General features: G+C 42.2%; 20 protein-coding genes. 3 read left to right on the top strand and 17 right to left on the bottom strand.

The genetic code is table 11. From position 1 onward, the window contains the following. The 13 genes from nrdD to AC5FEC_RS08255 form a co-directional block, all read right to left on the bottom strand. Entirely contained in the window at positions 1 to 2196 is a 2196-nt protein-coding gene (gene nrdD, locus AC5FEC_RS08195) for an anaerobic ribonucleoside-triphosphate reductase (protein WP_493661869.1), read from the bottom strand. A 121-nt stretch (positions 2197 to 2317) separates the two neighbouring features. Continuing rightward, positions 2318 to 3895 (bottom strand): putative glycosyltransferase family protein, encoded by a 1578-nt coding sequence (locus AC5FEC_RS08200; protein WP_493661870.1) that lies wholly within the window; start codon positions 3893 to 3895, stop codon positions 2318 to 2320. Positions 3896 to 4151: 256 nt separating this feature from the next. Beyond that, positions 4152 to 5687, bottom strand: coding sequence for a cardiolipin synthase (gene cls, locus AC5FEC_RS08205; protein ID WP_493661871.1), 1536 nt, complete (start codon positions 5685 to 5687; stop codon positions 4152 to 4154). 114 nt (positions 5688 to 5801) lie between these two features. Next, complete coding sequence (locus tag AC5FEC_RS08210) at positions 5802 to 6287, bottom strand: SP_0198 family lipoprotein (protein WP_493661872.1); 486 nt, start codon at positions 6285 to 6287, stop codon at positions 5802 to 5804. A gap of 60 nt (positions 6288 to 6347) precedes the next feature. Continuing rightward, positions 6348 to 7580 carry a bifunctional folylpolyglutamate synthase/dihydrofolate synthase gene (locus AC5FEC_RS08215; RefSeq protein WP_493661873.1) on the bottom strand — a complete coding sequence of 411 codons (1233 nt, stop codon included), beginning with the start codon at positions 7578 to 7580 and terminating at the stop codon, positions 6348 to 6350. Positions 7581 to 7773: 193 nt separating this feature from the next. Then, positions 7774 to 8085, bottom strand: coding sequence for a DUF1292 domain-containing protein (locus AC5FEC_RS08220; RefSeq protein ID WP_493661874.1), 312 nt, complete (start codon positions 8083 to 8085; stop codon positions 7774 to 7776). Positions 8086 to 8107: 22 nt separating this feature from the next. Beyond that, positions 8108 to 8527, bottom strand: coding sequence for a Holliday junction resolvase RuvX (gene ruvX / locus AC5FEC_RS08225; RefSeq protein WP_148880860.1), 420 nt, complete (start codon positions 8525 to 8527; stop codon positions 8108 to 8110). Continuing rightward, positions 8527 to 8793 (bottom strand): IreB family regulatory phosphoprotein, encoded by a 267-nt coding sequence (locus AC5FEC_RS08230; protein WP_005592119.1) that lies wholly within the window; start codon positions 8791 to 8793, stop codon positions 8527 to 8529. Before AC5FEC_RS08230 ends, ruvX begins: the two co-directional genes overlap by 1 nt. Before the next feature lie 167 nt (positions 8794 to 8960). After that, positions 8961 to 9518, bottom strand: a complete 558-nt coding sequence (locus AC5FEC_RS08235) for an SP0191 family lipoprotein (RefSeq protein ID WP_037618293.1) — start codon at positions 9516 to 9518, stop codon at positions 8961 to 8963. Positions 9519 to 9607: 89 nt separating this feature from the next. Further along, positions 9608 to 10174 carry an SP0191 family lipoprotein gene (locus AC5FEC_RS08240; RefSeq protein ID WP_148880862.1) on the bottom strand — a complete coding sequence of 189 codons (567 nt, stop codon included), beginning with the start codon at positions 10172 to 10174 and terminating at the stop codon, positions 9608 to 9610. 192 nt (positions 10175 to 10366) lie between these two features. After that, on the bottom strand, positions 10367 to 10765 hold the full coding sequence (spx, locus tag AC5FEC_RS08245; protein ID WP_062201466.1) for a transcriptional regulator Spx: 399 nt from the start codon (positions 10763 to 10765) through the stop codon (positions 10367 to 10369). Positions 10766 to 10850: 85 nt separating this feature from the next. Beyond that, complete coding sequence (gene recA, locus AC5FEC_RS08250; RefSeq protein ID WP_037618299.1) at positions 10851 to 11999, bottom strand: recombinase RecA; 1149 nt, start codon at positions 11997 to 11999, stop codon at positions 10851 to 10853. 54 nt (positions 12000 to 12053) lie between these two features. After that, a complete protein-coding gene (locus AC5FEC_RS08255) occupies positions 12054 to 13310 on the bottom strand; it encodes a competence/damage-inducible protein A (RefSeq protein WP_037618301.1) in 1257 nt (418 codons plus the stop codon). A gap of 268 nt (positions 13311 to 13578) precedes the next feature. Between AC5FEC_RS08255 and AC5FEC_RS08260 the strand changes: the two genes are divergently transcribed. Then, positions 13579 to 13989 carry a helix-turn-helix domain-containing protein gene (locus AC5FEC_RS08260; protein WP_493661875.1) on the top strand — a complete coding sequence of 137 codons (411 nt, stop codon included), beginning with the start codon at positions 13579 to 13581 and terminating at the stop codon, positions 13987 to 13989. A 6-nt stretch (positions 13990 to 13995) separates the two neighbouring features. Here AC5FEC_RS08260 and AC5FEC_RS08265 read toward each other — a convergent pair whose 3' ends face one another. The 4 genes from AC5FEC_RS08265 to ruvA form a co-directional block, all read right to left on the bottom strand. Further along, positions 13996 to 14724: a GNAT family N-acetyltransferase gene (locus AC5FEC_RS08265; RefSeq protein ID WP_493661876.1), complete on the bottom strand. Its 729-nt coding sequence runs from the start codon at positions 14722 to 14724 to the stop codon at positions 13996 to 13998. Between the two features lie 71 nt (positions 14725 to 14795). Further along, positions 14796 to 15455: a CPBP family glutamic-type intramembrane protease gene (locus AC5FEC_RS08270; RefSeq protein ID WP_493661877.1), complete on the bottom strand. Its 660-nt coding sequence runs from the start codon at positions 15453 to 15455 to the stop codon at positions 14796 to 14798. A gap of 4 nt (positions 15456 to 15459) precedes the next feature. Then, positions 15460 to 16014, bottom strand: a complete 555-nt coding sequence (locus tag AC5FEC_RS08275) for a DNA-3-methyladenine glycosylase I (protein WP_493661878.1) — start codon at positions 16012 to 16014, stop codon at positions 15460 to 15462. 10 nt (positions 16015 to 16024) lie between these two features. Then, positions 16025 to 16615 carry a Holliday junction branch migration protein RuvA gene (gene ruvA / locus AC5FEC_RS08280; protein WP_493661879.1) on the bottom strand — a complete coding sequence of 197 codons (591 nt, stop codon included), beginning with the start codon at positions 16613 to 16615 and terminating at the stop codon, positions 16025 to 16027. 169 nt (positions 16616 to 16784) lie between these two features. Here ruvA and AC5FEC_RS08285 point away from each other — a divergent pair, with 169 nt between their 5' ends. Further along, a complete protein-coding gene (locus AC5FEC_RS08285; RefSeq protein WP_493661880.1) occupies positions 16785 to 17288 on the top strand; it encodes a helix-turn-helix domain-containing protein in 504 nt (167 codons plus the stop codon). Further along, entirely contained in the window at positions 17272 to 17847 is a 576-nt protein-coding gene (locus tag AC5FEC_RS08290; RefSeq protein WP_493661881.1) for an RDD family protein, read from the top strand. Before AC5FEC_RS08285 ends, AC5FEC_RS08290 begins: the two co-directional genes overlap by 17 nt. Positions 17848 to 17912: the final 65 nt, after the last annotated feature.

Raw genomic sequence — 17912 nt, forward strand, 5'->3', positions numbered from 1 at the left:
TTAATTTCCTTCGTACTTGATGGTCGAGCCATTCATGTGCTTGACCCGAGCTGATATTTCCTTGTGTCGGCCATTGACCATTGGACGGGCTTGCGGATTTCCTAAGTAACCGCAGGTCCGCTTGACCACATCGACCGTCTTAGGATCGCTGTTGCCACAGTTTGGACAGGTGAAGCCCCGCTCGGTTGGCGTGAAGTCTCCCTCAAAGCCGCACTTATAACAGCGGTCAATCGGTGTATTGGTTCCCAGATAGCCGACCCGATCATAGGCATAGTCCCAGACAGCTTCCAGAGCCTTGGGATTTTGCTGCAGAACAGGGTATTCACAGTAGTGGATAAAGCCGCCTGAGGCTCCTACTTCAGGATAAATCTTCTCAAAGTCCAGCTTTTCAAAAGGCGTTGGATTCTTGCGCACATCGTAGTGGAAGGAGTTAGTATAGTATTCCTTATCAGTAATATCCGGAACAACCCCAAACTTCTCTGTATCCAAACGGCAGAAACGGTCGGTCAGACTTTCAGATGGCGTCGAGTAGACAGAGAAATGATAGTCATACTGATCTGACCACTCTTCCACCCTACGCTTCATATCTTTGACAATGGCAATCGTAAAGTCCTTGGCTTCTGGATTGGTCTCCCAGTCACCACCATAAAAGACTGCTGCCACTTCATACAGACCGATATAGCCTAGGGAGACCGTTGCACGACGGTGAGTAAAGAGCTGGTCTACCTGATCATACTTGCCCAGACATTGGCCAAAAGCCCCATACTGATAAAGAATCGGTGCATTGGCTGGACTGGCTTCTTTGGTCCGCTCCACTCGGTAGACCAAAGCGTCCTCAGCAATATTCATCCGCTCGTTAAAGAGTTCCCAGAATTTATCCAAATCCCCCTCGGATTCAAGCGCAATCCGCGGCAAATTGACAGTAACGACACCTAGATTCATACGGCCGGAGTTGACTTCCTGACCATTTTCATCCTTCCAGCCCTGCAGGAAAGAACGGCAGCCCATCGGCACCTTGAAGGATCCAGTCAAGTCGATAATCTTGTCATAGGAAAGGACATCTGGATACATGCGCTTAGTGGCACACTCCAGAGCCAGTTCTTTGATGTCGTAATTAGGCGTTCCCGGCTCGAGATTGAGCCCACGCTTAAGGGTGAAAATCAGCTTAGGGAAAATCGCTGTGCGGTGCTCGCTTCCCAGTCCCTTGATGCGGATATTGAGAATAGCCTTCTGAATTTCCCGCTCAAAACGATTGGTGCCAAGACCAAAGCCCAGCGAGGTAAAAGGAGTCTGACCGTTAGAGGTAAAGAGAGTATTGATCTCATACTCCAGCGACTGCATGGCATCGTAGATGTCCTTCTTGGTCTTCGCCCAAGCGTACTCTTCCTGCTTATCCGGCAAAACCCATTGCTCCGCATCCTTGAGATGCTTTTGATAATTAAGCTCAGCATAGGGCGCCAAGACTTCGTCAATCCGATCGGCCGAACAGCCGCCGTACTGGCTGGAAGCTACATTGGCAATAATCTGTGAGATTTGCGCCGTCGCAGTCTGGATAGACTTGGGACTTTCTACCTCTGCATTGCCAATCTTGAAGCCATTTTTCAGCATTCCGTCAAAGTCAATCAGACAGCAGTTGGTCATCGGTGTATAAGGGCTGTAGTCCAAATCATGGTAGTGAATATCACCCTTCTGGTGGGCGTTGGCCACATGAGGCGGCAGCATCTTAAGGCCGATGGACTTGCCGACAATCCCAGCTGTCAAATCCCGCTGGGTATTGAAAACATCGCTGTCCTTATTGGCATTCTCATTGACCACCGTACGATCTTTATTGAGAAGCTTGTCAATGCTAAAATTAATGTCTGTCGCTTTTGAGCGCTCAAAATCCCGTTGGGTGCGGTAAGTGATGTAGTTCTCCGCGATGGCATATTCCTTGGCATTCAAAAGCTCATGCTCAACGATATTCTGAATTTCATAGATTTTGACATACTTAGCGAAGCGACTAGAAATCTCGGCCACAACACGGTCCGTGATGGTTTCCAGTTTAGCTTCCAGCATAGGCGTCATGGGGCCAATGTCTTGAGCTGCCCGAACCATGGCCTTGTAAATCTTACTGACATCAAAATTTACTCTCCGGCCATCCCGTTTTTCAACATAGATGGTTGGGGCTGTATCAAATTTTGTTTCTCTTAAAATCATCACGAACACTTCCTCTTCTTAATAAGTCATCTACCAAACATTATATCACTCCAAAATAAAAAATCAACATGTTGTGGTGAAAATCTGTTTTTTTTATTTCACACACAACATATTGTTTTTATTATTGGAGCTGATAAAGCTTGAAGTGACTGAGTTTAAGGTTTGTTTCTTTATAGTTTTTAGAAATTTTTGTATCTACATCAGACAGAAGTTGAATATGATTATTTACTAAAATAAATTTTGGTTCAACTTGATTTAGGGTATTTCGCAAATAAATCTGATTTTCATCTGTTCCTGTGTAAAGGGACGGAGTCAGAATTGAAACAGCAGACAGACGCTGGCTCTGTTGATAGAGACTAGCTGTATTATCCCAAGCATAAATCATATCTTTGGCGGAACTATTCTCCCGGATGTACCGAGCTGCCATCGCTCTTTCGCCAGAAACACCATTAGACAGAATATACTCCTGTACAAGAGGAAAGCCAATCAAGTAAATCATCGCCACAAGAGGCAAAAAGACCTGTTTTGAAAAATAACGATTCCAAACGGATGTCTTGTGCCGTTCACGACGGCGTCTCCCTTCGTTTTCTACACTAGTTTCCCCATTTTTGTTAAACCATAGGGCAAACAAGATAATAACAAATGGCAAAGCCGGGAGCAATTGATAAGCCCCCTGTTCAGGCAAGCCCAGCGCTCCAATGAAGACGGTCAGAAAACCAAATAAACTGAGAATACGTATAAGACGAACAACTGCAGCTTCTTTTTTAAATTGAAAGCCCAAAACGAAAGCTGTTACAAAGCCCAGCCCAATCGTCAGCAGACCATAATAGAGAGCATTACTCGGCAGCTGGCTGCCCGTCAATTTAAAAGCATCAATGGCATAGGTAACCTGACTAATGGCTACCCCAAAAGAGCCATTCCACACCGTGTAATATCCTAAAGGATAAAAGAGCAGAGAAAAACCAAGCAGGACAGCTAAACATTGATAAAGCCCCCTTGCTTTGCGCTTGGATGCAATATTATACGCAAACAGAACTAGACCTGCTAGGGTATAAAAGACTATACTCAGCATTGGTTCGACAAGGAAAGATAAGGCTCCTACAGCACCATATAAAATGAAAACTTCATCTTTCACCGCATTTTGCACATAGCGTACCAAAAAGGACATGCTCCAAAATACAAAGGGAAAAACAAAAATACTAGAGTAGAGGCCACCAAATCCAAGCGTCGCTGTCAACAAGTAAAACAAGGGTAGCAGATTTTGCGCAAGACTGGAGTTTGTGGTAATGTAGGAAATCGTTTTAAATAAATAGACTCCCGCTAAAACAAGGGCAAGGACTTGAAAAATCAAAAACAAGATTTGACCAAAGGCCATACTGCCAGCCCAATTAATAAGATAGTAGAGCAAACCACTAGTTCCATAGATATGGGAATAAATCGTTTGGCCCTGTACCATAGCCCAGCCGGCATAGAGATTCTGAGATTGTAAGTTTGTAGCTAAATTCGTCAAAAGCGGATTGACAACACTGAACAGACTAACAAGAATACTCCAAGAAAGCACTTTAAAAAGCGGAACAGGACTCATTTTCTTACGAAAGCGCTGAGTTCCTTCCTGCTCTGAAACTTCTACATTTGCTTCAGAAATTTCTGTCTTCATTTCAGGAATTTCCAGATTCTGTTGTTCATTTATATCATGCATAAAAAGCTTCTCCTTGATATCAGTCCTATATAGTATATCAAAAAGCTTCCTTTCTGTCAGCCTTATCCTGCATTCCTTTTTGCTTTTTACTCTTTTGAGCTGTTCTTTCTAAATCTCGAAAACGCTGATACGCCCTCCTTTCATAAATCTCTTGGCCTGCATACAGTATCTCCAGCAACGTCATGAAATCTTTCCTTTATTTTTACTATTCGGAAAAGAGACAAAAAAAGACCTGAATGAATCTCAGATCTTTCATTTACAACATTGGTGCAAACAACTGCATAATTTCTTTCACTAAGCGTTTATACCAAGAATGGTTCATGTTCTCAGGCAAGATTTCTTCGCAAATTTCAAACATTTCTTCAAAATCCTGCTTAATAACCGAAATCGTCTCCGTTTGATACATCAATACAGCATTCTCATAATGGTGAACCAGACTGCGATAATCAAAATTAATCGTTCCCACCACGGCCAGCTCATCATCTGAAACAACATGCTTGCTATGGATAAAGCCTGGCGTATACTCATAAATCTTAACACCAGCCTCCATTAAATCTGGATAGGCTCCGCGCGTAACAATCTGAATCAGCTTCTTATCAGGAATGAATGGTGTCACAATGCGCACATCCACTCCTCGCATCGCTGCATTTTTAATATCCTCTGTCAGATCGTAGTCAATAATCAAATAAGGGGTTGTGATATAGACATAATCGATGGCTTGATTGATAATATTCTGGTAGACAGCTTTCCCCACCTGTTTCTTATAAATCGGCTTAGGCCCGCTGCCATACGGAATATAGAGCCCCTTGCCTTCAACCCGCTGGCTATCAAAATGGTAACGGTCAAAATCCGTAATTTCCCCACGATTGATGTACCAGTTCATCAAGAAAAGACGCGTCAAAGCCTTCACCGCTTGACCTTCCAAGCGAATACCGCCATCTTTCCAATGACCGAAACGAACGATATGATTGATATACTCGTCCGCTAGATTAATGCCACCCGTATAGCCAACTTGCCCATCAACCACCAAAATCTTGCGGTGGTCACGATTATTATAGGCTACCGTCATCCGCGGAATCACTTTGTTAAACTTATGGGCATCAATTCCTAGGTTGCGTAATTTTTGAGTATAATCACCAGGAAGAGTCGCCATGCAGCCAATATCATCATAAAGCAGCTTAACCTCAACACCCTGCTTGACCTTTTCAAGCAAAATATCCAGCACACGATTCCACATCAAGCCTTCATCAATGATATAAAACTCCAGAAAAATGAACTTCTTGGCTGACCGTAAATCAGCCAGCATGGCCGTAAACATCTCCTCACCTGTAGCGAAATACTGCGAGGCTGTCCCATCATAGACATCTGCATTATGGTCCATACTCAAAAGAGATTTCACAATCCCAAAAGCCGATTTATTCTCCTGCTTGAGCTCTACCCGCAAATCATAGCTATTGTCTTCTCGAAACTTCACCGAGTCCATATTTTCTAGTTGCTGGACTTCCTTTTTGGACAAATGCCGCTCTCCAAACATCAGATAAAGCAGGAAACCAAAAATCGGCACAACTGCGATTAATAACCAAGTTACCTTGCTTTCTGGCGGCATATTGCGATTGACAATCGCTAAAATCGTTCCAATATACAGAAAAATAATCACAAGCGCTGATAACCAATTGGGAACAAGCTGACTAAAATAGAAAAAGGCCACAAACACCAGAATCAATTCCAGCAGCATAATAATAATACTGAACCCATACTTGGACATTAACAAACGAAATTTTCTGAAATTCATTCCCGCTCCCATCCTTTTACATATATTCTAGTATAACAGTAAATGAAGATTAACACAATCTTCACTCTGCTAAAAATGAAAAGGCCCCTTTTAACAGGACCTTCCTATCAATTTTTATTCTTTTGTAAAGACGATTGTGTCATCATCATCATTTTCCTGCGACAAATCTTCCAGAGTTAGTTGATTATCCTCTACTCGATAGCGCTTAACGTCGTCCCCAACGATCATGGTTTGATTAGTTCGATCAATCTGCACTTGCTTTATTTCTTGTTCATCATCGTGTTCAACTTTTGTCAGCGTCCCTTTATTTCCAGAGATTTCTAGGGTCAGGGAATCTCCTTCATGAGTCGCCTTATAGACTCCATCTAAGTCACCGACAGCAGTTTGACTGGAAGTAGCAGACTCTGAACTACTACTATTTGCGCTACTGTTTGCCTTGCTATTTGATGACACCGTCTCAGATGATTGAGAAACAGAGGAACTCGCTTGAGATTGAGAGGATTGCTTTGATTGATTCGGACCAGAATTTCCACAAGCCACCAATACAAAAACAGTCATAGCCGTAAAGGCTGAAAGAACTATTTGTTTCGAAAACTTCATATCGTTTCTCCTTTCTTCGTTCCACTTCCATTTTACCAAACAGGTCTTCCCAAGGTCAACTTATAAACGATTAAGATAGGCTCGAACCTCAGCAATAAAATAAAGCGATCCTGTGATAAAAAGGAGCTGGTCAGCAGCTTGCTCCCGCTTAAAACTCTCTATAAATTCTCTATAATCCGTCACATATTCAAAGTCCGCAGCTTCTCCTTGTCCTACGGATTCTCCATAGGCAAAGCTAGTCACTGTCACCTGAACTTCCGGCAAAGTCTCTTGCAAATAGGCCAGCATACCGCTATAATCCTTGCGCTTCAAAGCTCCAAACAGCAGGCTGCAGGTCTTGCCCTTCTGCCCCTTGATAAACTCCACCAAACGAGTCAGAGCTGGCAAATTATGGGCACCGTCCAAATAAATCCCCGGACTAATCTCCTCTAGACGACCCGCCCAATGAGTCTCCCTCAAAGAAGAAGGAAGAACTGAAAAATCAATCTCCCAGCCCCTTTGCTTCATAAAAAGTAGAAAAGCTTGCAAGGCCAGAGCTGCATTTTCTTCCTGATAAGCACCTTGCAGGCCCAAGACTACATGCGATAAGAGAAGGTCTCCATTTTTAAATGAACCGTTGGAAAAAGAAAAATCTTTGCCATATTCATAAAAATCTAAGCCCAAGGCTGCTGCTCGCTGTTCACAGACCAGCCGAGCTTCTTCCGGCAAGGGACCAATGACTGCAGAACAACCTTTCTTGAAAATTCCAGCCTTCTGCTCAGCAATAGCTGTAATCGTCTGCCCCAGCGTCTCCTGATGATCCAAGCCCACTGATGTCACTACTGCAACTTGGCCATCCAGCACGTTGGTCGTATCCAAAAGCCCGCCAATCCCAACTTCGATGAGGGCCAGATCAACCTTCTCCTCCCTGAAATAAAGAAAGGCCAGCAAGGTCAAAATTTCAAAATAGGATAGCGGGTCATGACTCTTGACCAATTCTATTTCCATCTCCTGAATCTGCCGCCCCAAGCGGATAAAATCAGCATCTGAAATCGGAAGGCCATTGATACAGATACGGTCATGAATGCTGACCATATGCGGCGATGTAAAACTAGCTACCTTTTTACCCTGATCTGTAAAAAGATTCCGCAGAAAGGCAATTGTCGACCCCTTGCCGTTGGTTCCCGTTACATGAATGACTGGGTAAGCTCGTTCAGGATTCCCTAATAAATCTACTGCTCGCCGCATCCGATCAAGACCTGAGCGAAAGTTTAGACCAATACGGCTGTTCAGCCATTCTTCAATTTCATTCATTTTTTCACCTATATAAAAAGAGAAGCGAAGCAGACTTCAAATGTGAATCGCAACTCGCTTCTCCCTTATTTTCTATTCTTTGCATTTCAGCTTAAATTTTAACAGAAATATCTTTCACAGATCAAAAAGGTCCCTCGAACCTTCCTCGCTCTCTAGTTTTCAAGCTCGGGCTAAAAAGGTCCCCCGGACCTTTTTACTCCTCCATAAAACTGTTGAAGACTTCTTCAATCATGTCCCATTCTGCATCCGATTCTTCTGGGATTGGTTGGAGATCCCCTTCTGTTCCATCTTCATTTTCTGTGAATGAATAGGCTTGGATTTCTACCTCGCCATTCTCATCTTCTTCAGCATTGGCTGGAATCAAAAGAACATAGTTCTTACCAAATTCTTCCTTGCCATCAATGGTCAGGAGAATTTCAAACAAGGTTTCATTTCCTTGCTCATCTACCAGTGTGATTAACTCACGTTCTTCATGTTCGTGGTCATGGTTATGATCATGCGCCATACTACTATTTCCTCAGTTCTTTCTAAAAGTTTCGATCCAAATAATTCTGTAAAATCAGCTGAGCAGCCAACTTATCAATCACTTTTTTTCGCTTGCTGCGGCTAATATCTGCCTGCTCAATCAGCATGCGCTCCGCCGCTACCGTCGTCAGACGCTCATCCTGATAGTCTACCGGGATTTGAAAAAGCTCTGCAATTTTTTCACCATAGGCTCTACTAGCGTCCACTCGCGGACCGCTGGTATTATTCATATTTTTGGGCAAACCAATTACAAACTTATCCACCTTGTATTGCTCGACAAGTTCCGTCAAACGCTCAAAACCAAACTGCTCCTTTTCCTCATCAATCTGAATAATTTCAAGTCCCTGAGCAGTAAAACCGAGTGGATCACTAATCGCAACACCCACCGTTTTTGAGCCGACATCCAGTCCCATAATTCTCATCAGAGGTCGATGCCTTGCCCTTTCAGATAATAACGCACTAATTCTTCTACGATTTCATCTCGTTCATATTTACGAATCTGATTCCGAGCATTATTATAACGAGGCACATAAGCAGGATCGCCACTCAGTACGTAGCCTACGATTTGATTGATTGGATTGTATCCTTTGTCATTGAGCGACTTGTAGACATCGGTCAAAGTCTCGCTAATTTCTTTTTTATTTGAATCATCAAGATTAAAACGTACAGTTTCATCTGTAAATCCCACAATTACACCCTCTTTCTTTAGAATATTACTATTATAGCATATTTACAGGCTTTTCACAAATTTAATTAACGTTAATTTTCTATTTTTTCAGCATTTTCTAACTGTTTTCCATATGACCAGTTCAAAAAAACCAGCCCTTTTTCAAAGGCTAGTTTTCATCAGCAGAATTAGGATGGATTTGCGACTTCCTTACCACCTTCATCTTTAAATGACTTGATAAACTCTTCCGGCGTCTGAGACTTCATTTGAGTAAAGAGTTGTCCATAAGTAGGGATCTTAGCAGCAGCATCGTAATCAAGATTTGTAGGATCAATAATAAATTCAATATTTACAACACCTTGTTCAGTAATGTCCACCTTAACTTCAATGCCTTTGACCTTTTCAAGCTTATCCACTCCAGCACCCTGTTTAATTGTGGAAATCAACTCGTCTTTTAGTGAAGACAGATCCTGATTAGCCAAGAATTCCTTGCTTTCCTCCGGCAAGTTTTGGTCAATACGAATGTTGACCTTTTCATATTTCTTGCCTTTGTATGTAACTGTCAATGTCATCGTTTGATCAAGGCCTTCTACTTTCTGATCTAACTGATAAGATTTTGTAACTGAAGCCTCCTTGCCCGCATTTTGAGAAGATTGATTGCCACCAGACTGCCCGCCATTTGATTGTTGACTGCAAGCTGTCAGCACCGCCAAACTAGCCACTAAAAGAATGAATGATTTTTTCATTTCTTTTCTCCTTTTAAAATTTTTATTACATTGTTGACAAAACATACAAATACGCAAAAGACTTCCGTCAACTGCTCAAGATGGAAGTTTTATTGTTGCTCCTCGGCTCCGTTCATCAGTAAATTATTGATGTATTCCTCAGGAGACATTTTTTCCATTCCCTTTAAATCAACATTTTTAAAATAAGACATTGAAGAAGCTTTCTCAATATCCAACTTTTCGAAATCATAGGTGGATGTGATATTTAGTTCATCTTCATTCGCAATGACTACCGAACTTGTAAAACCTGAAACCGTCTTGGCCTGAGCATATTCTTCATCTTTAGCAACCGACTCATCCAAGTACTTTTGAGCTTGCTCTATACCAACTTCTTTGATGGCCTCTTTTAGCTCTCCTTCAGTCGGCACAATCTTCTCCATCACAACTGTCAAAAAGCGCTTCCCTTGATAAGTTATCGTTTGACTCGACTGAGCTCCTTTCTCATCTTTGGGAAAGACTAGTTTCTTTGTAATAATTTCTTGTTGCTCAGCATTGTTGATAATCGGAAGATTGGTAGTGATATCTTCTTTATTTCCCTTTGCTTTTTCTTCTTTTTTCTGTCCACATCCTGTCAATATAAGCGTTACAAGCCCCAGGACGAGTAAAATTTTTTTCATGGCAAGTCTCCTCAAGTATTATTCTATCACAGTTCCGCTACATGTCAATTATTTTCCAGTAAATTCAATATAAAAATATATTTGAAACAATAACCGTTTAATATCGTTCAGTTCTCTCCTTAGCCTCCTTAGCTAATGTAGAAAACTCCACGCAAGAAAGGGGCAACTTTAAACAGTCCCCCTTTTTTCATGTTAGAGCGCAGCTCGCAGACGAGCTTCAGCGTTTTCTACGTTTCGTACAGACCGCGGCAAGAAAGCACGAATATCGTCTTCCTTATAGCCTACTTGGAGACGCTTATCATCCACCAAAATCGGACTTTTCAGAATCCGCGGTGTTGTCATGATAATATCAATCACTTCATTGACACTGAGGTCTTCAATGTCAACACCAAGTCCTTTCGCATAACGATTTTTTGAAGATACAATGCTAGCAATTCCATTTTCAGTTTTTGCTAAAATATCTAAGATTTCTTCCTTAGTAATCCCTTCCTTCCCAAGGTTTTGCTCCTTGTAAGTCAGCTGATGTGCGTTTAGCCAGGTTTTTGCTTTTTTACAACTAGTACAACTTGAGACAGTATAGATTGTAATCATGTAAGTGCTCCTTTCGCTACGCGATACTATTATCATAGTATATTATACCACAAAAACCATCGGTCTTGCGACCTATTTTGAAAAATTATTCCTCAATTTCAATGGCATCATCTAAATCAAGAGTCACTTCTTCCAGTTTTTCCACAGGAGTTTCAATCTTACCTTGAGCTACTTCTGCTGACTCATCGACTTCAATTAAACCGTAACGTACACGGACTTGACGGTCAATTTCGTCAAAGACCTCTGGATGATCAGCCAAGTATTTCTTGGCATTTTCAGAACCTTGGCCAATCTTTTCATCATTGTAGGAGTACCAAGCACCAGCTTTTTTTATGATATCCAAATCAGTCGCAATCTTAATCAACTCACCTGTCTTAGAAATACCTTCTCCGTACATGATTTCCACGAAGGCTTCTTTGAATGGCGGAGCTACCTTATTTTTAACAACCTTGATCTTGGTTTCTTTACCAACGTTGGTATCCTTCTCATCACCAGTTCCCTTGATTTGAGTATTACCACGGACATCCAAACGGACAGAAGCATAGAACTTCAGTGCACGGCCACCTGGTGTCGTTTCAGGATTTCCAAACATAACACCAACTTTTTCACGTAGCTGGTTGATAAAGATGGCAATCGTTTTGGTTTTGTTGATAGAAGCAGACAATTTGCGCATAGCCTGGCTCATCATCCGAGCCTGCAAGCCGACATGGCTATCACCGATGTCTCCGTCGATTTCTGCACGCGGTACCAGAGCAGCCACCGAGTCGATGACCACCAAATCAACCGCTCCAGAATCAATCAGCTTGCCAGCAATTTCAAGCCCCTGTTCTCCAGAGTCAGGTTGAGACAGCAGCAACTCATCAATATTTACCCCCAAAGCCGCAGCGTATGACGGATCCAAAGCGTGCTCTGCATCGATAAAGGCTGCGATACCGCCTTCTTTTTGAGCTTGAGCAACAGCGTGGAGAGCAACTGTGGTCTTACCAGAAGACTCTGGACCGTAAATTTCAATAATCCGTCCTTTAGGATAGCCACCCGCACCAAGGGCGATATCCAAAGCTAGAGAGCCTGAACTCATAACTTGAACCTTTTGCTCTGCCCGCTCGCCAAGACGCATAATAGCGCCCTTACCAAAGTCTTTTTCAATGTTCTTCAGGGCATTATCCAAGGCTTTTTGGCGCTCATCGCCGAATTTCTTTGTGATTTCATCTAATTTTTTTTGTTTCTTTGCCATTTATTTCTCCTGTTTTAAAATAATCTTTTGAGCATCTTTACATTATATCAAAAATCAGTTCTTTAATAAAGTTTTTCGTACGAGGTTGAAGGCGTGCATGACGGCAATCTTCCGCACATCACGTCGGCTACGGCCAGCAATATTGACTTCAATAATTTCCGTTCCAGTCGTAGTGGCTAAGCCGATAAAAACGGTCCCAGCTGGATGGCCTTCCAGTGAGTCTGGACCAGCCACGCCTGTCAAGCTAATAGCCATGTCGCTTTGTGTCAGCTTTCTGGTCTGCTCTGCCATTTTTTCAGCTGTAAAAGCGGAAACAACGCCGTGCTTCTCTAGATCTGCCAGCGGAATATCCAGCATTCGGCTCTTTTCCTCCATGCTGTAGGTGACGAAGCCACCTGAAAAAATGGAAGAGGCTCCAGCAAAATCAGCCAAGGTTGCCTGAAAGAGACCAGCTGTGAGACTCTCCGCCGCTGAAATTGACTTGCCTTGACTCTTGAGCAAGTCAAAGGCAACTTGAGCAAGCGAATTGTCGTCCCCATAACCGTAGAAAACCTCAGACAAGGGCTGCCCCTCGAAAGTCTCATGAGCCAAAATAGACTTTTCCACAGCCTCAAACTTGGCATCTGCTTCTGCCTGACTCAGAGCCTTGGTAGACAGTCGCAAGGTGACCTCTCCTGTCTTTGCATAAGGCGCAATGGTCGGATCGCTTTGACAATCAATCATTTCTGCTAAAATGGTCACTAGCTGACTCTCACCGATGCCAAAAAAGCGCAGCACCCGTGAAAACAGCTTTTGACCTGTGGAAAGTAGCGGAATTAGTTCGTTATTGACCATAGGCTTAAGCTCGCTAGGAGGACCTGGCAGAACTACATAGGTCACTCCGTCAACTTCTAGCAAGCCACCAACAGCGAGACCTGTTGCATTTTGTAAAGGAGTTGAGCCTGTAAGCAACTGAGCCTGACGCTCATTGTTGGGCGTTCGAGTATAATCCGGACGGCTGGCAAAAAAACGGTCTAGCTTCTCCACAGCCTCTGGATCAAAACTCAGCTCCCGCCCTACAAACTTGGCCAAGGTCTGCTTGGTCAAATCATCCTCTGTTGGCCCCAAGCCTCCTGTTAGGACAATTAAATCACTGCGCTCTTTGGCAATTTCTAGGACAGAGAGAAGACGGTTTTCATTGTCCCCCACTGCTGTCTGAAAATAGACATCAATTCCTAGACTCGCTAGCTTTTCAGATAAAAATTGGGCATTGGTATTGACAATCTGACCTGTTAGAATCTCTGTGCCCACAGCAATAATTTCTGCTTTCATAGAACCTCCTACCTTACTATTCGGAATTGGCTTTATTTTATCACAAAAAAGAGCAAAAAAGTTGATTTTCATTTCAGGAAATAAAAAGAGCTGTCAACTTTATTGACAAACTTGTCAACATCCTGTGGAAAACTTTTAAAAAGCTGTTTGTTATGGAGAATAACTGGATTGTTAGGCAGATACTATTGGCAAAGAAGATTTTTCTTTTTATAATAAAAATGAAAAAAGTAAAGAAAAACTCATTTATTTCGTTAGAAAGGGAATCATCATGAAAATTTCTCAAGTTCTCAAAGACATCCGTCAACAACATCAACTCACTCAGGAAGCCTTGGCGGAAAAACTCAAGGTTTCCCGCTCTGCCATTGCTCGCTGGGAAAGCGGAAAAGGAATCCCCGATATTGGCAACTTGATAGCTATCAGCCGCGAGTTTGATCTCAGTCTGGACCAGCTCATCAAGGAGGATGAGCGCTTGGAGAAAAAGGTCATTGAAGACAGTAAGGCTAAGAAATGGCACTATTTAGTCATTTTCTATCTCTTCTCCGCTTTGGTTGAGATTGCTATTTTTGCTTATTTGCATCATATCTTTATGGCGGGCTTCCTCATCTCCACCCTCTTTATGCTCTTCTATGAGCTGCGCATCTTTATCAAGGAAAAGATTTGGATGCAGAAAGGGCAGTAAGAATATTCACAGGGTATAGAAAAAGAGGCTGGGACAAAAGTCCGACCTCAAATATAAAAAGCGAACAAAACTAGTTTTCTGGTAATCAGAATTCTGCTTTGTTCGCTTTTTGCATTTAATTATAGATTTGAAGGGCTTAATAATTAAGATTTTTAAAAATTGAAATCTTTTTGTCCCAGCCTCTTCTTTCTCGTCATTCTTTAACTTACTTTCGTAGCGGAGACGGATGGTGGGCTCTCCGCGAAGGCTCAATCCCGCCTTTTCCCACATCAGGGTCATCCCAATTTTTTCTAAAGGTCCTTGACTAGCAAGATTAGGCTTAGTCGTGTGGGCAAGGAATGTCTTTATCTCAGGCATTTTCTGAACCAATTCTTTCAAGGCTAATGCTGCTTCAGTAGCGTAGCCTTTTCTGTGATAGTTAGCATTGACAGTATAGCCTATTTCCGCTGTTTCTTGTTCTGTATCTATTCGAAGAGAGATATTGCCAATTAGTTTGCCTTCAGCTTTCAACTCGATACCGTAGCGACCCAAAGGAGCACTTAAATTATATAAGACAAGACTCTCTCGGCTCTCTTCTATGCTTTGGTGCTCTGGATAATCATATTTTAATAATTCTCCATCTGAAGTATATTCATGATAATCCAACAAATCATCCATAGTCATGGGACGTAGGAGGAGACGCTCCGTCTCCAAGATACGATTCTCTGCTAAATATACTAAGACTCTATTATCCATCCTTCATTTCCTTTCTGAATAATCTTAAAAATGACTAGAACACAATATCTTCTTTTTATTGACTTAGCAGTCTACTGGCTTATTGAAAAAATTGTAATCACAAAAGCAATGATATTGTTACAACAATGGAGGGCAATTGGATACCAGATATTTTTGTCCTTTTTCAGATACAGAAGCGAGAAAAACAAACCTCCCGCAAGATAGGAAATCGCCGTCACCCACTCAGATAAAGCCCAGCTGTGCATATGGAGGGTGGCAAATAGCAAAGTCGTTAAAATGATTCCAAGCAAGTTAGAAAATTTTGCCAAGAAGGTGCCTAGGAAAAAGCGACGGAAGAAAAACTCTTCAACGATTGGCCCAATAAAGCAGCCGATAACCAAGATTAGAAAGGGATTTTTCAACAAGGCACCTTGAATACTGGCTTCATTCTGTCCCTGCAGTGGCAAGCCCAAACTATACTTGATGAAAACCGAAAGCAGGTTGCAGGCAATAGACAGGAGGAAAACAAAGACCATATACAAGGAAATCGTTTTTAGAAATTCCTTCTTTTTAGTCAGAATCAAGGCTAGCTGCTCCTTTAATTCTTCCCGATAAGCTAAGATTCCCAAGGTAAATAAGAGGAGATAAACTGGGTAAATCAACCAATTTATCCCAAGCAGTTGCAAGCCTCTACCTAGAAAGAAGATCGTATAGAGGCTTATAAAAATGAGGAGAAATTTTCTTGTTTTCATTGCTCTACTTCCAATCACAATCGTTTTCATGATCATTGATAAGGCCAGCTGCTTCTAGGAATGAATAGACACAAACTGGACCGACAAATTTGAAGCCTTGCTTTTTCAGCGCCTTGGACATGGTTTCTGAAAGCTCTGTCTTAGTTGGGGCTTCCTTGTAATAGACAACCTGATTGTCAATCGTTTTGAAACCGACAAAGGACCAGATATAGTCATTAAAGGAGCCAAACTGCTTTTGAACAGCCAAAAAAGCTTGGGCATTATCTCTAGTCGCATAAATTTTCATCTTGTTACGGATGATGTCAGGATTGTCCAACAAACCATCCAGATCTGCATCCGTCATCTGAGCAATTTTCTGGGCATCGTAGAAATGAAAAGCTTCCCGAAAAGCTTGGCGTTTATTCAGAATGGTTTCCCAAGAAAGTCCGGCCTGATAGGTCTCCATGCAGAGCAGTTCAAATAATTTCTGATCATCATGGAGGGGCTTGCCCCACTCCTCATCATGATAAGCCACATACAAGGGGTTGTTCATTTTTACCCAGCCGCAGCGTTTGGTCATATTCCCTCTCCTATTTTACCAACATCTTGAGAGCAGACTTGATATAGTTTTCAGCTGTATCCGTTGTTCCTTCAAAGAATTTCTTAATTTTCTTAAGTTCAGCAGCCTTGTAGCCCAGAGCCAGCATGGCTTCCATAGCTTCCTCCAGCTCCTGATTATCCACAGTCTGGGCAGGCGCCTTGCTTTTTGCCGGACCATCCGCCGCCACTACTTTGCCCTCTAAGTCCAGCACCATCTGCTGGGCTGTCTTCTTGCCAATCTTAGGAAACTTGGTCAGGTAGGTGATATTTTTCTGCTCAATGGCCTGTACTAAGCCAGCATTATCATCAGCCGCAATAATAGCCAGGGCAGACACTGGGCCAATACCTGAGACTGAAATCAAGCTGAGAAAGAGTTGCTTCTCCTCTTCTGAGCGAAAGCCATAAAGCAGCTGCGCATCCTCACGGACAACCTGATGCACATAAATTTGAGTTTCTTGGTTGACCAGACTTGAGTAAGCATAGGGATTGGCCACATGAAGAATATAGCCGATAGAGTTGACTTCCAATACGATGTACTTAGCTGTGATTTTACTGATGATTCCTTTAAAATATTCGTACATAATCTTCCTTCTTTTTGTATCATTTTGCCTATCTAGTATATCATATTTTAGGTCTAGAAGCTGCAAATAGAAGTGCAACCAGCGGTTGACAAAATGTACAGTAAGCTGTATTCTCAAGATGACTAAAAGCTGTTAGGATAGAGTTAGCAAAGAAAAGGAGGCCGTCACGATGAAACTCGCTGATAAATTATTTGAACTAAGAAAAGAAAAAGGCTGGTCACAAGAAAAACTAGCTGAACAAATCAATGTCTCTCGCCAGAGCATTTCCAAGTGGGAATCTGACCAAGCGCTGCCAGAGCTCGAAAAAATTGTAGAGCTAAGCAAGATTTTCCAAGTGACAACAGATTATCTGCTTTTAGAAGAAAGCGACAAGTCGGAAATAAAACCCGTCCTCTCAGAAGACGAAAAAGATCGCTACTACAAGGAAGTAAAATCTTATGGCTTCTGGCATGTTCTATATATTTTTGTATCAGCCTTGGCTATTTTTCTCTTCTTCGCAGGTTCTAGCTTTCCAGCAAAATTCACTGCACTGGTCTGGCTATCCTTCTTTCTCTTAGTCGCATCAGCAATGGCTATTAACAAGGCGCTAAAAATCAAGAAAAAGTATCTGGACAAGGTTATAGGCCTTGATGATTTTAAGAAAGAAGGTGCTAAAGATGAAACCAAAAACTGACAATCCCATACCTGTCAAAACTCGTCTGAAAGAACTCTTTGGCGACTGGCTCTTCATCTCGGGCTACCTCATTGCTCTTTTTTTACTAGCTATGGGCTTTTATAATCTGGTTCTAGGGGGCATTCCTGTATTCACTGAAGCCCAGAGCCAGCTATTGGATTTTTCTACCTCAGTCCTACCCCTAACTGTTATCTTTGCTTGGTTAGACTATAGAAAAGGCAGTTTTGGCAAGCGTTGGACAGGTTTACAGCTAGTTTACAAGCATAGGAGCTTTGCCCACAGCCTTTTGCGCTCTGCCATCAAGTTTTTCCCTTGGCAACTGGGACATATGGGAGCTATCCGTAGTGCTTATCAAGCAGATGCTCTGTCAATTTTATTGTCAACTTCAGCAGGGATTCTCTTCTTGATCTTTCTGCTGATGGGAACGCTTCGTAAGGACAAACGCCATCCAGCTGATTTGCTTGCTGGAACACAAGTTCAGCTCAAAAATTCAAAACAGAGTCTGGGACAAAAGTCCGACCTCAAATATAAAAAGCGAACAAAACTAGTTTTCTGGTAATCAGAATTCTGCTTTGTTCGCTTTTCGCATTTAATTATAGATTTGAAGGGCTTAATAATTAAGAT

It is taken from the genome of Streptococcus sp. STC1396 (assembly GCF_058933875.1).